Here is a 14,087-nt window from a genome sequence, read left to right as displayed (position 1 = left end):
GACGTGAGCAGAGCGCACGACGGCGGCACAGGCCTGGGAAGCACGGGCCGGGCACACGCGGTGCAGCCCCTGACCGATCCGGCCGACCGGCGCGCCGCCTGGGACCTGTTCCTGGCCACCGTGCACCAGCCGCCGTCGACCGAGGACGCCTGGCAGGCGCACGGCCAGTCCGCCGACGAGCACTGGCTGGGCGTCCGCACCGCCGACGGCGAGCTCGCCGGGAGCGCCTACTCCTTCCCGACCCGGCTGACCCTGCCCGGCGGGGCCCGGGTCGACGCCGCCGCCGTGAGCGGGGTGGGCGTGCGCGCCGACCACACCCGGGCGGGCCGGCTGAGCGCCCTGATGCGCGCCCAGCTGGCCGCTGCCCGGGAGCGCGGTGACGTCGTCACGGTGCTGCGGGCCAGCGAGGCCGTGATCTACGGCCGGTACGGCTACGGCGTCGCCTCGCGGGGTGACCAGGTCCGCGTCACCGCCCGCGCCCAGTGGCGCCCGGAGGCCCCGGCCGGGGGCACCGTGCGGATGCTCGGCATCCCGGAGGCCCTGAAGGTGCTGCCCGACCTGCAGGCCCGCCTCGCCGCCGGGCGTCCGGGCGGGCTGACCCGCACCGACCGCTGGTGGCGGCGCAGCATCGACCCGGCCGGACCGTCCGCCGGGGAGTACCGGGCCGTCGCGGTGCACACCGGCCCCGGCGGCGACGACGGTTTCGCGGTGTGGGGGACCGCCGCCGGTGAGGGCGGCCGCGACGAGATCCGGGTCCACCAGCTGTGGGCGGGCACCCGCGGGGCGACGGCCGGGCTGTGGCGGTTCCTGACCGGCGTGGACCTGACCGAGGCGGTCGTGTGCGGTGCCCGCCCGCTCGACGAGGACCTCGACCTGATGCTCGCCGACCCCCGCGCGGTCCGCCTCACCGGCCGCTACGACGACCTGTGGCTGCGGATCGTCGACGTCGCCCGCGCGCTCGGCGCCCGGGCCTGGGGGCCGGGCGAGCCGGTGGTGCTGCGCCTGCACGACCCCCTGTTCGAGGACACCGGCACGTGGCGGATCGGCCCGGACGGAGCCGCCCCCGCCGGGGACGCGCTGCCGGATCTGGAGACCGGGCTGGAGTCGCTGGCCCCGGCCTTCCTCGGCGACCGGGCACCGTCGGCGCTGGCCGCGGCCGGGCGCTGGACCGAGCACACCGCCGGTGCGGCGGCCCGCGCGGACGCGCTGTTCGCGGTGCCCGGCCCGGCACCGTGGGGCGGCACGTTCTTCTGACCCGTCCTATCGGCGCCGGCGCGCGACGAGGACGGCGTCGTACACGGTCACCTCGTGGCCGTCGGGATGGGTGCCCGGGTGCGGGCGGGCCTCGGCGACCAGGACATCCCAGCCGCTCTCCCGGTCGTACCCGTCGAGCGCGGCGGCCAGCTCGTCCTCGTCGGCGAACAGGTCCGGATCCTGCGGGCGCGGCATCGGCCCGTCGAGGTCACGCGGGTGGTGCCCGACGAGCAGCAGCGTGCCGCCGGGCGCGACGGCGGCGGCCAGCGCGGCGTAGGCGGGCCGCCGGACCGCCGACGGCAGGTGCAGGTACTGCGCGCTGACCAGGTCGTACGCTCCCGCGGGTGGGATGTCGGCGCGCAGGTCACCGAGGCGGAAGGTGATCCGGTCGGCCGCCCCGGCCCGCTCGGCGGCGGCCCGGGCGCGGTCCAGCGCGACCCCGGAGACGTCGGTGCCGGTGACCCGCCAGCCCCGCTCGGCCAGCCAGAGCGCGTCGGCACCCTCGCCGCAGCCGGCGTCCAGCGCGCGGCCCGGCGCCAGTCCGGCCGCCTCGGCGACCAGCCACCGGTTCGGATTGCCGCTCCACAGCCGGTGCTTCGTGGCGTAGTGGGCGTCCCAGAAGCCGGCCGAGAACTGGTCGGCGGCGGGGTCGGGGCGTCCGTGCCGGTGCTGCGGGGAGCGGGCGTCGGTGGTCTCGTTCACGGTGCTCTCCAGGTGCACAGCGTTGTCCGGGTTCACGGTGTTGTCCGGGTGCACAGGGTTGTCCGGGTGCACAGGGTTGTCCGGGTGCACAGGGTTGTCCGGGTGCGCAGAGTCGTCCGGGTGCGCAGAGTCGTCCGGGTGCGCAGAGTCGTCCGGGTGCACGGTGTTGTCCGAGTGCACGGTGTCCTCCAGGTTCACGGTGTCCTCCACATGCACGGTGTCCTTCGGCTGCACGGTGTCCTCCGTGCTGGTCGGGTGGTGTGGGGCGGTGCCGGTACGGGTGGTGCCGGCGCGGGCGGAGCGGGTCACGGCGTGAGCCCGTGGACGCGTTCGTCGGCAACCCGCTCGGCGCACGCGCGTTCGCCCGCGGCCGAGAACGGCGCCGCGGCCGGGGACACCGCGTCGGTCGGGGGCGGCGCGAGGGCCGCAGCCGGCGCGGGGGCCGAGGCCGGCGCAGCGCCCGACAGCGGCGCGTCGGCCGAGAACCGCACTGCCCGGTCCCGGACCGCCTGATCGAGGTCGGCGGTCAGCAGGTCCCGGGTGATCGCCGCGGCCGCGGTCGCCCCGGCCGCGACGGCCACCGGGACGGTCGCCATCGGGTCGGTGACGTTGCCGGCCGCGTACACCCCGGGGAGCCCGGTGGCGCCGACGGCGTCGACCGGCAGGTGGTCGCCGAGCCCGGACGGGTGCCCGACGGTGACCAGCCCGAGGCCGTCGAGGAACCCGGCGCGGGCCCGGGCCGGCGGGGAGATCGACAGCGCGTCGACCGGGACGGTCGTGCCCGAGGCCAGCCGCACACCGGTGACCCGGTCGCCGTCGCCCAGCAGCCCGGCCACCTCCCCGTCGACGACGGTGATCCCGCCTGCCGCGAACCCGGCCCACTGCTCGTCGTCGGGTTCCGGGCCGGTGTGCAGGAACAGCGTGACCCGGTCGCTCCAGCGGGTCACGAGGTGCGCCTTGAACAGGTCGTGCGGGCCGGTCGCCAGGACGCCGATGCGGGTGTCGCGGTGCTCCCAGGCGTGGCAGAACGGGCAGGCGAACACCGCGCCGCCCCAGTGCCGGGCCAGCCCGTCGATCGGCGGGAGCTCGTCGGTCAGGCCGGTGGTGACCAGCAGCCGCCGCCCGACGACCTCGGTGCCGGTGCCGCCGGCATCGGGACCGCCGGTCACCGTCACGGCGAACCCGCCGCCGGGCAGCGCGCGGGCAGCACCCACCCGGGCGTCGCGCACGGTGCCGCCGTAGCCGCGCACCTCGGCCCGGCCGATCCGGCCCAGCTCGGCCGGCGGCAGCCCGTCGCGGGTCAGCCAGTTGTGCACCCCGGCGGCGGGCGCGTTGCGCGGGGTGCCGTCGTCGAGCACGAGGACCCGCCAGCGGGCCCGGGCCAGGGTCAGGGCGGCCGAGAGCCCGGCGGCACCGCCGCCGAGCACGATCACGTCGTAGGGGGTCACGGGTGGGTTCGCCGAGGTCGTCATGGGATCGAGCGTGGACCCGCGCGCCGCACAATGGCAAACATCGTTGCCGAAGTGGCAAACTGGCGGCATGGACGAGGCGATCGCGGACACCCTGGCCGGCGTCGGTACCCGGCTGGCCGGGCTGCGCGCCGCGCGCGGCATGACCCTGGCCGAGCTGGCCGAGGCGACCGGCATCTCTGTGAGCACCCTGTCGCGGCTGGAGTCCGGTGGCCGGCGCCCGACGCTGGAGCTGCTGCTCCCGCTCGCGGCGGCCCACCAGGTCCCGCTCGACGAGCTGGTCGCCGCGCCCCCGGTCGGCGATCCGCGGGTCCGGCTGCGGCCCCGCCACGAGCACGGCACCACGATCGTGCCGCTGACCGAGCGGCCCGGCGGGTTGCAGGCGTTCAAGATGCTGATCCCGTGGCGCGGCGACGCCCCGGACCCGCGGGTGCACGAGGGCTACGAGTGGCTCTACGTCCTCGACGGGCGGCTGCGCCTGGTGCTCGGCGAGCACGACGTCGTGCTGCGGGCGGGGGAGGCCGCCGAGTTCGACACGCACGTCCCGCACTGGTTCGGCGCCGCCGAGCAGGGCCGGTCGGTGGAGCTGCTGAGCCTGTTCGGCCCGCAGGGGGAGAAGATCCACACCCGGGCGGCGCCGCGCGACCGCCGGTGAGCGGCGTTTGTGCCGGAGCGCGCCGGCTCGGAGCTCAGGCCGTGTCGAAGAACGACGGCACGTCCACCGGGCCGCCCGCCTCGGCGAACTCGGTGGCCACCGCGGCACGCAGGCCTGCGTCGTGCAGCAGGTCGGCGACGACCAGCGCCAGCCCGGCGGCGCCGTCGAGCACCGCCCGGTCGGCCGCCGGCCCGGCGGCTGCCTCGGCGAACGCCGTGGTGTGCAGCGCCGTCCCGGGCTCCGCGATCGCGATCATCGGGTGGATCGAGGGCACCCGCACCGACACGTTGCCCAGGTCGGTCGAGCCGGTCTCGGACTCGGGCACCACACCGCGGGGGTACACCGTCCGGCCCCGGGCGGCCTGGTGCTGTGACCAGCGGGCGGCCAGCGTCCGGTTGTGCCGGATCGGCAGGTACGGCGGGTTCGGGTCCCAGGTCAGGGTGTACCCGCAGCCGGTCATCGCGGCCGCGGCGACCGCGATCGCCCGCACCCGCTCGGTCAGGTCCTGCAGCGTGTCCGGGTGCTGCGAGCGCAGGTAGTAACGGGCCGCCGCCCGCTCGGGCACGACGTTGGGCACCTGGCCGCCGTCGACGACGACGCCGTGCACCCGGTCGCCGTCGGGCAGGTGCTGGCGCAGCATCGCCACACCCTGATAGCCCATGACGACGGCGTCGAGCGCGTTGCGGCCGCGGTGCGGGTGGGCCGAGGCGTGCGCCGCGACGCCGTGGTAGGTGACCTCGAGCTGGCGCCGGCCCAGGAACGGGTGGTCGGCGATGTCGTGGGCGAACGGGTGCAGCATCACCGCGGCGTCGACGCCGTCCAGCGCGCCGTCGCGGGCCATCGTCTCCTTGCCGCCGCCGCCCTCCTCGGCGGGCGTACCGAGCAGCAGCACCGTCCCGGGCACGGGCGAGTCGTGCAGCTGCCGGGCCAGCGCCAGGAACGCCCCCACCGCGGACGCGCAGATCACGTTGTGCCCGCAGGCGTGCCCGATGCCGGGCAGCGCGTCGTACTCGGCGAGCACGGCGATCGTCGGCCCGGCGGCAGCATCGCCCTCGCCGTCCCCGTACCCACCGTCCCCGCTGACACCGCCGCTGCCGCCGCCACCGCTGCCGATGCGGGCCCGCAGCGCCGTGTCGAGGCCGTGCACCCCGACCTCGGCCGGGATGCCGTGCCGGGCCAGCAGCTCGGCGACGGCCGCGACCGAGCGGTGCTCGGTAAACGCGGTCTCGGGGTCGGCGTGCAGCCGGTGCGAGAGCCCGATCAGGTCCGCGGACAGCGCCTCGACCGTGGCCGTGAGCTGCTCCCGGACCGGGCCGGGTGCCCCGTCGTGCGGCGAGGTCAGCGGTTCGGCGGCCGCGGCCCGCGCCGCCGTCTCGCGGGCGACGGCGTCGTCGTGGGCCCGGCTGGGCTGCTCCGGGAGCTGGTCGGGGCGCGTCACGCCCCGATCATCGCACCGACGCCCCGGCCGTGGCGGCTCACGCGGGCTCGGTGGTCTCCAGGGACTTCAGGGCCTTCACCAGCCGCGCCACCGAGGACTCCAGGCCCCAGCGCCGGGCCAGCTCGTCGAGCCGCTCCGGGTCCGCCGGCGCGCTCGGCAGCGCGGTGTCGTCGTGGCTCAGCTCCACCGGCGCGCCGGTGACCACCCGCACCACCGGCTCGACGACGTCGAGGTAGTCCTTCGCCGCCACCAGCTTCGCCCGGACCCCGGCCGCCAGCCGGGCGTCCCCGCCGGTGCCGACCGCGTCCACCAGCTCGGGCCACGAGCCGAACCGCCCGACCAGCGTCGCCGCCGTCTTCGCACCGACGCCGGGAACCCCGGGCAGCCCGTCCGAGGGGTCGCCGCGCAGCATCGCCATCTCCGCGTACGCCGCCCCGGCCCGCTCACGCGGCAGCCCGTACTTCGCCGCGACCTCCTCTGGGCCGAGGTACTCGGCCCGGTTCAGCCCGCGCCCGATGTAGAGCAGCCGGACCGGCGGGCCGGGGTCGTCGCGCACGATCTGCATCAGGTCGCGGTCGCCGGACACGGCGAGCACCGGGTCGGCGCCCTCCCGGTCGGCGAGCGTGCCGATCACGTCGTCGGCCTCGAAGCCGTGGGCACCGCCGGTGCAGATCCCGGCCGCGCCGAGCACCTCCATGATCACCGGGACCTGCGGGGCGAGGGTGTCCGGCACCTCCTCCGGGACCCCGGCGGGGACCTCGTCACCCGCCCGGCCGGCCTCCACCCGGTGTGCCTTGTACGACGGCAGCGCCGCCACCCGGAACGCCGGGCGCCAGTCCAGGTCCAGGCACGCGACCAGCCGCGCCGGACGGTGCTCGGTGACCAGCCGGGCGATCATGTCGGTGAACCCGCGTACCGCGTTCACCGGTGTGCCGTCGGGGGAGGTGATGCTCTCCGGGACCCCGAAGTAGGCGCGGAAGTACATGCTCGCGGAGTCGAGCAGCATCAACGGGCGGTCGCTCATGGCCGCAGAGTCTGGCATCGGTGCCCGCGGGACGGGTCGGCGCTCGGCGGTGCGGGCATGATGAGGTCGTGGAGCGCAGCGGGACGACACGGGCCGGACGCGGTGAGCAGGCCTGGGCCGAGGACCGGGTGCGGTTCGTGCAGACCGGCGACGACGCGGGGCCCGGCCCGGCCGGCCTGGCCGACGCCGGCCCGCTCGCCCGCGAGTTCGCCCGGCTCACGGCCGTGCTGCTGTCCTCGGGGTCGGTCGGCGAGGTGCTGACCCGCGTCGTCGGGGCCGTCCGCCGCGTCGTGCCGGCCGCCGACCTGGTCAGCGTCACCCTGCGCGACGAGACGGGCGGCTTCCACACCCCGGTCGAGTCCGGCCCGGTCGCGTCCGAGATCGACGCGGCCCAGTACCGCAGCGGGCGCGGGCCGTGTGTCGAGTCCGCCCGGGCCGACGGCCCGGCCCTCGCGGTCGCCGACGACCTGCGCACCGACGGGCGCTGGCCGGAGTTCGCCGAGACCGCCACCCGGCTCGGCTACCGCTCCGTGCTGGCCACCTCGCTGGTCCCGGACGTGCACCCGCCCCGGCTGCCCGGCGCGCTCAACGTCTACGCCCGTCCCGCGGGCGCGTTCGTCCCCGCCGACCGCGACCGGATGCTGCTGCTGGCCACGCACGCGTCGCTGGCGCTGGCGACCTGCGCCGCGGTGTCGGCGGCCGAGCTGCAGGAGGTCCAGCTGCGGCAGGCCATCACCTCCCGCGACGTCATCGGGCAGGCCAAGGGGATCCTGATGGCCCGCCGCGGGCTCACCGCGGACGCCGCGTTCGACGTGCTGCGCCGCACCTCCCAGGACCTCAACGTCAAGCTCGTCGAGCTCGCCGCGACCCTCACCGCCGACCCGGGGGCGATCGACGCCGAATGACCACCGTGGTGCGCTGGGCGGCGCTCGCGCACCCCGGGCCCACGCCTACGCTGCGGACCATGACCGACGCCGTCCCCACCGAGCTGCTCGCCGACCGGCTGCGCCGGGCGGGTGAGCACGCCGCCGAGCAGGGCACCGACGTGCTCTTCCTGACCCCGGGTACCGACCTGCGCTACCTGACCGGCTTCGACGGGTCGTCCCACGAGCGCCTGACCTGTCTGGTCGTCCCGGCCGCCGGGCACCGTGCCCCGCCCGCGCTCGTGGTCCCGTCCCTGGAGGCACCCGGGTTCACCGGCGTGCCGCTGGAGGCACTGGGCATCGACCTGGTCACCTGGACCGACGGCGAGGACCCCTACCTGCTGGTCAGCGACCTGGCGGGCGGCCCCACCCGGATGTCGGTGGACGACGACATGGCGGCCCGGCACGTGCTCGGCCTGCGCGGCACGTTCCCGGACGTCCCGCAGGCACTGGCCGGCTCGGTGCTGCGAGAGCTGCGCATGCGCAAGGACCCCACCGAGATCGCCGCGCTGCGCGCCGCCGGCGAGGCCATCGACCGGGTGCACGCCCGGATGGGCGAGTGGCTGCGCCCGGGGCGCACCGAGGCCGAGGTGGCCGCTGACGTCACCGCCGCGATCGTCGCCGAGGGCCACACCGAGGCCGCGTTCGTCATCGTCGGGTCCGGCCCGAACGGCGCCAGCCCACACCACGACGTGTCCGAGCGGGTGATCGAGGCCGGTGACGTCGTCGTCGTCGACATCGGTGGCCCGCTGCCGGGCGGGTACAACTCCGACTGCACCCGCACCTACGCCGTGGGCCGCGAGCCGGACGCCGACGTCGCCCGGACCTACGCGGTGCTGCAGGAGGCGCAGGAGCGCGCGGTCGCCGCGGTGAAGCCGGGCGTGACCGCCGCGGAGATCGACCGGGCCGCCCGCGAGCACATCGCCGCCGCCGGGCACGGGGAGCACTTCATCCACCGGACCGGGCACGGGATCGGGCTCGACGTGCACGAGGAGCCCTACATCGTCGACGGGAACGACCTCGTCCTCACCGAAGGCATGGCGTTCTCCGTGGAGCCGGGGATCTACCAGTCCGGACGGTGGGGCGCGCGGATCGAGGACATCGTCGTCGTCACCGCCGGCGGCGTCGAGCGGCTCAACTCCAACCCGCGCGACCTGGTCGTTCTCTGAGGGAGAACCCGGAGGCGGTTCCGGGGTGTCCCCCGAGCGGAACCGCCTCCACTCCTGCCAGGGTGGGAGCTGTACCCGTCACCCGTTCCGAAGGAGCCCTCCGGTGAACATGCCCCAGTCCCGCAGCCTCGTCCGCCCCCGCAACGGGACGGTGATCGCGGGGGTGTGCGCCGGCCTCGCCGAACGATTCGGCCTGGGGCGCAACACCGTCCGGCTGCTGTTCGTGCTGTCCTGCCTGCTGCCCGGCCCACAGTTCGTGATCTACATCATCCTGTGGATCATCATGCCGAAGGCCGCCTACTGAGCCACCGCCCGGCAGGTGTGGCCGTTGTCGCAGGGACCCCACGTGGTCCCGCGACGGCGGGCCTGCCATGATGTGCCGCGTGATCGCCCCGACGACCGCCACCGCGCGCGCCGAGCTGCGTGCCGCCGTGTGCTGCTGTCGTCCGGGTCCGTGCCCGCGCGGCTGAGGTCCTCCGCTTCCGCGCCGCGGCACCGACCCGTCCCCGGTCCCGTTCGAACCGGCCCCCGCGGCCCCGGCACGCGAAGCGATCACCCAGGTGCACTCTCCCGATCTGTTCGACTCCGGCTCTGTCCGCTCCGACCTGCCCGGATCCGGCCTGCCCAGCGCCGGCCTTCCCGGCTCCGCCCTGTCGGGGCAGACCGTGCTCGCACTGCACGCCCACCCCGACGACGAGTCGATCTTCACCGGCGTGACGCTGCGGCGCCTCGCCGACGCCGGCGCCCGGGTCGTCCTCGTCCTGGCCACCGGCGGTGACCTCGGTGGCTCCCGCGTCCCGCTGGCTCCCGGCGAGGGCATCACCGACCGGCGCCGGCGCGAGCTCGAGGACGCCGCCGCGCGGCTCGGCGTCTCCCGCCTGGTCCTGCTCGGGCACCGCGACTCCGGCCTGCCCGGCGGTCCGGACGCCCGGCACCCGCGGGCGCTCGCCACGGCCGACCCCGTGCTCGTCGGGCGCGCGGTCGCCGAACTGGTCGACGCCGAGGGCGCCGGCACCGTGGTCCACGACGACGACACCGGCATCTACGGCCACCCCGACCACCGCGCCGCGCACGCCGCCGGTGCCGTCGCCGTCGCCCTCACCGGGGCCGTGGGTTACCGGATGACCGTCGACCGCGAGCACCTCGCCCTCACCGCCCGCGACCGGCACCTGGTGCACGGCGCCGCGCACGCCGCCGGGGTCGGGTTCGGACGCGTCACCGCCGAGATCGCCGTCGCCGTCCGCGGGACGGAGGCCGAGCTGGCCGCCAAGCGGGACGCGATGCTCGCCCACGCCAGCCAGATCGGGCCGGACCAGGTGCCCGCCGACACCTTCGCCGACGCCTACGGACACGAGTGGTTCCTGCGCGGGGAACGCGACGGTGTCACCCAGGAGCCCGGGGTCCTCGACGCCCTGGGCAACGCGCACCTGCTCGCCGGGGCCCGCTGACCCACCCGGCCCGCGTCCGGGACCGGGCCGTGCCCGCGCCGCGTACCGGGCCCCGACGCCCCGGCACCCTGACGCCCCGAGGGGCACCCTCGCGGCGCATCGCGCCACGGGGGTGCCCCTCGTGACGGGCCGGGGCGCGGCGCCCACCGACGCGGGGAGCCCTGTACGGCCCGTGCCCCGCATCCTGGCGCTCCCAGGGGCACCCTCGCGGCGCACAGCGCTACGAGGGTGCCCCGGGGCCGGGGGCGGCGCTCCGAGGCCCCGTTGTGCGTCCGCGTCGTCCCCGTACCCGATGCCCCCAGGGCCCCCTCGGGGCGCAGGGCGCTACGAGGGGTCCCCTCGGGGCGCCCGGGGTGGGAGACGGCTGGCGCCGGGCGCCGGGGTCGAGCCGATCACCGGGGGCTCACGACGGCCGCCGTAGGCTCGGGGCGTGGCGTCCCTGCGCGTTTCCCCGGCCGCCGAGGCGGTACCCCCCGGCCCCGCGCCGACCCGGTCGCGGCGGTGGCTCGACTCCGGCGTCGCCGCGGGTGTCGCCCTGCTCGGCGGGGTCCTGCTCTACCTCTCGTTCCCGCCGCGGGACGGCCTGTGGTGGCTGGTGCTACCGGCATTCGCCCTGTTCGGCCTGGTGCTGCGCGACGCCCGACCGGGCCGCGGGTTCCTGGCCGGGTTCACGTTCGGGCTCGGGTTCCTGCTGCCGCTGCTGGTGTGGACCGGCTTCTTCGTCGGCTCGTTCCCGTGGATCGTGCTCGCGGCGTTCGAGTCCCTGTTCCTCGGCCTGACCGGCGCGCTCATGGCACTGGTGTCGCGGGTGCCGGGCCGGCTCGGCGCGCTCTGGCCGGTGTGGGCGGCGGCGCTGTGGGTCGGCGGGGAGCTCCTACGCGGCAGCGTCCCGTTCGGCGGGTTCCCGTGGGGCCGCGTCGGGTTCGGCCAGCCCGAGTCGCCGCTGCTGCCGGTCGCCGCGATCGGCGGGGTACCGCTGCTGAGCTTCGCCACCGTGCTCGCCGGGCTCGCGCTCGCCGAGCTCGTGCGCCGCCTGCTCCCGTCCGGCGTCTCCGGGGCGTACCGGCCCGGCCGTCCGGCAACGGGGGGTACCCGCGTGACACGGGGCGTCACGAACGGCACCCCCGGGACACCGGACCCCGCAGGCGCCACGGACGCCGCGGACGCTTCGGCAGGCACCACCCGGGCTGCCGCGAGGGGACCCCTGGGGGCACATGCCGCTACGAGGGTGCCCCTCGGGGCCGGTGGGGCCGGGGACGGGCCCGGCACGGACGGGGCCGGGACCGACGCCGAAGCCGGGTACGTCGCCGAGGCCGGGAACCCTGACGGGCCCGGGAAGGACACCGGGTCCCGCAACAACGACCCCGGGTCTCGCAACGACCCCGGTTCCCGGAACGACGCTGCGGCCGGGAGCGATGCCGGCACCGGCCCCGGCGGGCCCCACGGGAACGACAGCGGGGCCGGGCACGACCGGGCCAGGCGGGGGCCGGCCACGAGCCGGATGCGCGCGATCGCGGTCCCGGTGGTGCTCCTGATCCTGGTGGGCGTGGCCGGGCCGCTGGCCGCGCTCGTCCCCCCGGCCCCCGGTGAACCGACGCGCGCGGTCACGGTCGCGGCGATCCAGGGCAACGTGCCGCGCCTCGGGCTCGACTTCAACGCCCAGCGCCGGGCGGTGCTCGACAACCACGCCCGCGAGACCGAGCGCCTCGCCGCCGAGGTCGCGGCGGGCCGGCAGCCGCAGCCGGACGTGGTGATCTGGCCGGAGAACTCCTCCGACATCGACCCGCTGCGCAACCCCGACGCCGCCGCCCGGATCGACGCCGCGGCCCGCGCGATCCGGGCTCCGATCATGGTCGGCGCGGTCCTGATCAACCCGGAGGGGACCACCAGCAACGCCGCGCTGGTCTGGCAGGCCGGGACCGGCGTCGTCGACCGGCAGGACAAGCGCCGCATCCAGCCGTTCGGCGAGTACATGCCGTGGCGCTCGTTCTTCCGGCTGTTCTCGTCCTACGTGGACCGGGCCGGGTTCTTCGTGCCCGGTGGCGGGGACGGTCTGGTCACGCTCGCCGGGGTGCCCACGGCCGTCGCGATCTGCTGGGAGATCGCGTTCGACGACGCCTTCGGGGACGCCGTCGCCGCGGGGGCCCAGCTGCTCGCCGTCCCGAGCAACAACGCCACGTTCGGGCTCACCGAGATGACCTACCAGCAGATGGCGATGTCGCGGGTCCGCGCGGTGGAGTTCGACCGGCCGGTCGTCGTCGTGACGACCAGCGGGGTCTCCGGGATGATCACCCCGGACGGCACCGTCACCCGTCGGACGGGGCAGTTCGTCCCGGATGTGCTGGTCGATCGCGTCGAGCTGCGCACGACGACTACGCTGTCCGCACGATTGCGCTCCGGGCCGGAGTGGGCGCTGGCCGTGGTCGGCCTCGCCGCCGCCGGACTCGCCCTCGTGGTGACCCGACGGGAACGCGGCGACGCAGTAGGGTCTTCCGGTCGGCGTGCACGGGCGGGGAAGGACGAGAATGGCTGAGCCACCGGGACCGGTCCTGGTCGTCGTACCGACCTACGACGAGCGGGAGAACCTCGGTTCCGCGGTGGCGCGGCTGCAGTCGTCGGTCCCGGACGCCGACGTCCTCGTCGTCGACGACGCGAGCCCGGACGGCACCGGTGAGCTCGCCGACCAGCTGGCCGCCGCCGACGACCGGGTGCGGGTGCTGCACCGGTCCGGCAAGGCGGGGCTCGGCGCCGCCTATCTCGACGGGTTCCGGCACGCCCTGACCGGCGAGCACCAGGTCGTGGTCGAGATGGACGCCGACGGCTCGCACGCCCCCGAGGACCTGCCCGCGCTGCTGACCGCGCTGGAGGACGCCGACGTCGTCCTCGGCTCCCGCTACGTGCCCGGCGGGCGGGTCGTGGACTGGCCGTGGCACCGCGAGGTGCTCTCCCGTGGCGGCAACCTGTACTCCCGGCTGGCCCTCGGCGTCCCGATCCGCGACATCACCGGCGGGTACCGGGTCTACCGCCGCGCCGTGCTGGAGGAACTCGACCTCGGCGGCGTCGCCTCGCAGGGTTACTGCTTCCAGGTCGACATGGCCTGGCGCGCGGTGCGGGCGGGCTTCCGGGTCCGCGAGGTGCCGATCACCTTCACCGAACGCGAGCGCGGCTCGTCGAAGATGAGCAGCACGATCGTCGCCGAGGCGCTGTGGCGGGTGACCTGCTGGGGGCTGTCGCACCGGCTCGGCCGCGACGTCCCGCAGTACCCCTCCGGCCCGGTCACCGAGGGCGCCCACCCGTCCTGACCGGCTCCTCGCCGGCCGGCCCCGCGGCGGGCGGCAGCACGACGCCGATCCGGCTCCCGTGCCCGCCCGCGGCCTCCGGCACGGCCCCGCCGACAGCGGGACCCCGCCGACAGCGGGACCCGCTGCGGCGCAGGGGACGGAAGTCCCTGGCCGGATCATCTCCGGCTCGGGACCCTCCCCGGCACGGCGGCGATCGCCGCAGGACCGGGGGAGAGGGCCGAACATGACCGACGAGCGACGGACCGACGACGCGCGCAGCGAGCACATCCTGGTGGGGATCGACGGCTCCGACGGGTCCCGCGCCGCACTCGCCTTCGCGATGGACGAGGCCGTGCTCCGGGACCTGCCGGTCCGTGCCGTCCTGGCCTACGACGTGCCCTCGTCGTGGGTGCTGACCCTCGGTGCGACCGTCGACCTCGACGAGCTGCGGCGCGCGGCGTGGGACAAGGCAGTCGAGCAGGTCGGCTCCGCGACGAGTGCACGGGCCGCGAAGGGCGGCACCGTCCCGCCGGTGGAGCCCGAGGTGCACCGCGGGCCGACGGGCGCGGTGCTCGAGCGCCTCTCCCGCGCCGCGAACATGCTGGTCGTCGGCCACCGCGGACGCGGGGAGGCGGCCAGCATGATGATCGGCTCGGTCGGGTTGAACAGCGTCATCCACGCGCACTGCACGGTCGTGGTGGTCAGGGGCTTGTGAGTGGTTTTC

General features: G+C 76.4%; 13 protein-coding genes. 9 read left to right on the top strand and 4 right to left on the bottom strand.

From position 1 onward, the window contains the following. Window positions 1-3: 3 nt before the first annotated feature. Window positions 4-1,254 carry a GNAT family N-acetyltransferase gene (locus BM093_RS05320; protein ID WP_245773312.1) on the top strand — a complete coding sequence of 417 codons (1,251 nt, stop codon included), beginning with the start codon at window positions 4-6 and terminating at the stop codon, window positions 1,252-1,254. Window positions 1,255-1,260: 6 nt separating this feature from the next. Here the strand turns inward: BM093_RS05320 and BM093_RS05315 are convergent, their stop codons facing one another. Beyond that, window positions 1,261-2,265 (bottom strand): class I SAM-dependent methyltransferase, encoded by a 1,005-nt coding sequence (locus BM093_RS05315; RefSeq protein WP_218162669.1) that lies wholly within the window; start codon window positions 2,263-2,265, stop codon window positions 1,261-1,263. Then, window positions 2,262-3,428, bottom strand: a complete 1,167-nt coding sequence (locus BM093_RS05310; RefSeq protein WP_093337989.1) for an NAD(P)/FAD-dependent oxidoreductase — start codon at window positions 3,426-3,428, stop codon at window positions 2,262-2,264. The genes BM093_RS05315 and BM093_RS05310 overlap by 4 nt, the downstream gene beginning before the upstream one ends. A gap of 67 nt (window positions 3,429-3,495) precedes the next feature. On the opposite strand from BM093_RS05310, the gene BM093_RS05305 reads away from it, so the two are divergent. Continuing rightward, on the top strand, window positions 3,496-4,080 hold the full coding sequence (locus BM093_RS05305) for a helix-turn-helix domain-containing protein (RefSeq protein ID WP_093337986.1): 585 nt from the start codon (window positions 3,496-3,498) through the stop codon (window positions 4,078-4,080). Between the two features lie 34 nt (window positions 4,081-4,114). Here BM093_RS05305 and BM093_RS05300 read toward each other — a convergent pair whose 3' ends face one another. After that, window positions 4,115-5,518 (bottom strand): amidohydrolase, encoded by a 1,404-nt coding sequence (locus BM093_RS05300; RefSeq protein WP_093337983.1) that lies wholly within the window; start codon window positions 5,516-5,518, stop codon window positions 4,115-4,117. Between the two features lie 37 nt (window positions 5,519-5,555). Further along, entirely contained in the window at window positions 5,556-6,542 is a 987-nt protein-coding gene (locus BM093_RS05295; RefSeq protein WP_245773311.1) for a 5'-3' exonuclease, read from the bottom strand. A gap of 68 nt (window positions 6,543-6,610) precedes the next feature. On the opposite strand from BM093_RS05295, the gene BM093_RS05290 reads away from it, so the two are divergent. From BM093_RS05290 to BM093_RS05260, 7 genes are all read left to right on the top strand, one after another. After that, window positions 6,611-7,447: a GAF and ANTAR domain-containing protein gene (locus tag BM093_RS05290; protein WP_245773310.1), complete on the top strand. Its 837-nt coding sequence runs from the start codon at window positions 6,611-6,613 to the stop codon at window positions 7,445-7,447. A 59-nt stretch (window positions 7,448-7,506) separates the two neighbouring features. Beyond that, the gene (locus BM093_RS05285) at window positions 7,507-8,634 is read left to right on the top strand and encodes a M24 family metallopeptidase (protein WP_093338142.1); all 1,128 of its coding nucleotides are present in this window, start codon (window positions 7,507-7,509) and stop codon (window positions 8,632-8,634) included. Window positions 8,635-8,743: 109 nt separating this feature from the next. Continuing rightward, a complete protein-coding gene (locus tag BM093_RS05280) occupies window positions 8,744-8,938 on the top strand; it encodes a PspC domain-containing protein (RefSeq protein WP_093338139.1) in 195 nt (64 codons plus the stop codon). Between the two features lie 256 nt (window positions 8,939-9,194). Beyond that, on the top strand, window positions 9,195-10,082 hold the full coding sequence (locus tag BM093_RS05275) for a PIG-L deacetylase family protein (protein WP_177238279.1): 888 nt from the start codon (window positions 9,195-9,197) through the stop codon (window positions 10,080-10,082). A 430-nt stretch (window positions 10,083-10,512) separates the two neighbouring features. Further along, on the top strand, window positions 10,513-12,615 hold the full coding sequence (gene lnt / locus BM093_RS37040; RefSeq protein WP_245773309.1) for an apolipoprotein N-acyltransferase: 2,103 nt from the start codon (window positions 10,513-10,515) through the stop codon (window positions 12,613-12,615). Further along, a complete protein-coding gene (locus tag BM093_RS05265; RefSeq protein WP_093337979.1) occupies window positions 12,608-13,384 on the top strand; it encodes a polyprenol monophosphomannose synthase in 777 nt (258 codons plus the stop codon). Before lnt ends, BM093_RS05265 begins: the two co-directional genes overlap by 8 nt. 223 nt (window positions 13,385-13,607) lie before the next feature. Continuing rightward, window positions 13,608-14,078 (top strand): universal stress protein, encoded by a 471-nt coding sequence (locus BM093_RS05260; protein ID WP_093337976.1) that lies wholly within the window; start codon window positions 13,608-13,610, stop codon window positions 14,076-14,078. Window positions 14,079-14,087: the final 9 nt, after the last annotated feature.

The organism is Pseudonocardia ammonioxydans (assembly GCF_900115005.1).
GTDB classification, from domain to species: domain Bacteria; phylum Actinomycetota; class Actinomycetes; order Mycobacteriales; family Pseudonocardiaceae; genus Pseudonocardia; species Pseudonocardia ammonioxydans.
The sequence above is the reverse complement of the archived record's forward strand: the minus strand, read 5'-3'. Positions and strand labels throughout refer to the sequence as shown.

Excerpts from the sequence above, each read along its gene's own strand:
- BM093_RS05265 (WP_093337979.1), top strand. The coding sequence starts at position 12,608 with ATGGCTGAGCCACCGGGACCGGTCCTGGTCGTCGTACCGACCTACGAC.
- BM093_RS05285 (WP_093338142.1), top strand. The coding sequence starts at position 7,507 with ATGACCGACGCCGTCCCCACCGAGCTGCTCGCCGACCGGCTGCGCCGG.
- BM093_RS05295 (WP_245773311.1), bottom strand. The coding sequence starts at position 6,542 with ATGAGCGACCGCCCGTTGATGCTGCTCGACTCCGCGAGCATGTACTTC.
- BM093_RS05260 (WP_093337976.1), top strand. The coding sequence starts at position 13,608 with ATGACCGACGAGCGACGGACCGACGACGCGCGCAGCGAGCACATCCTG.
- BM093_RS05310 (WP_093337989.1), bottom strand. The coding sequence starts at position 3,428 with ATGACGACCTCGGCGAACCCACCCGTGACCCCCTACGACGTGATCGTG.
- BM093_RS05305 (WP_093337986.1), top strand. The coding sequence starts at position 3,496 with ATGGACGAGGCGATCGCGGACACCCTGGCCGGCGTCGGTACCCGGCTG.
- BM093_RS05280 (WP_093338139.1), top strand. The coding sequence starts at position 8,744 with ATGCCCCAGTCCCGCAGCCTCGTCCGCCCCCGCAACGGGACGGTGATC.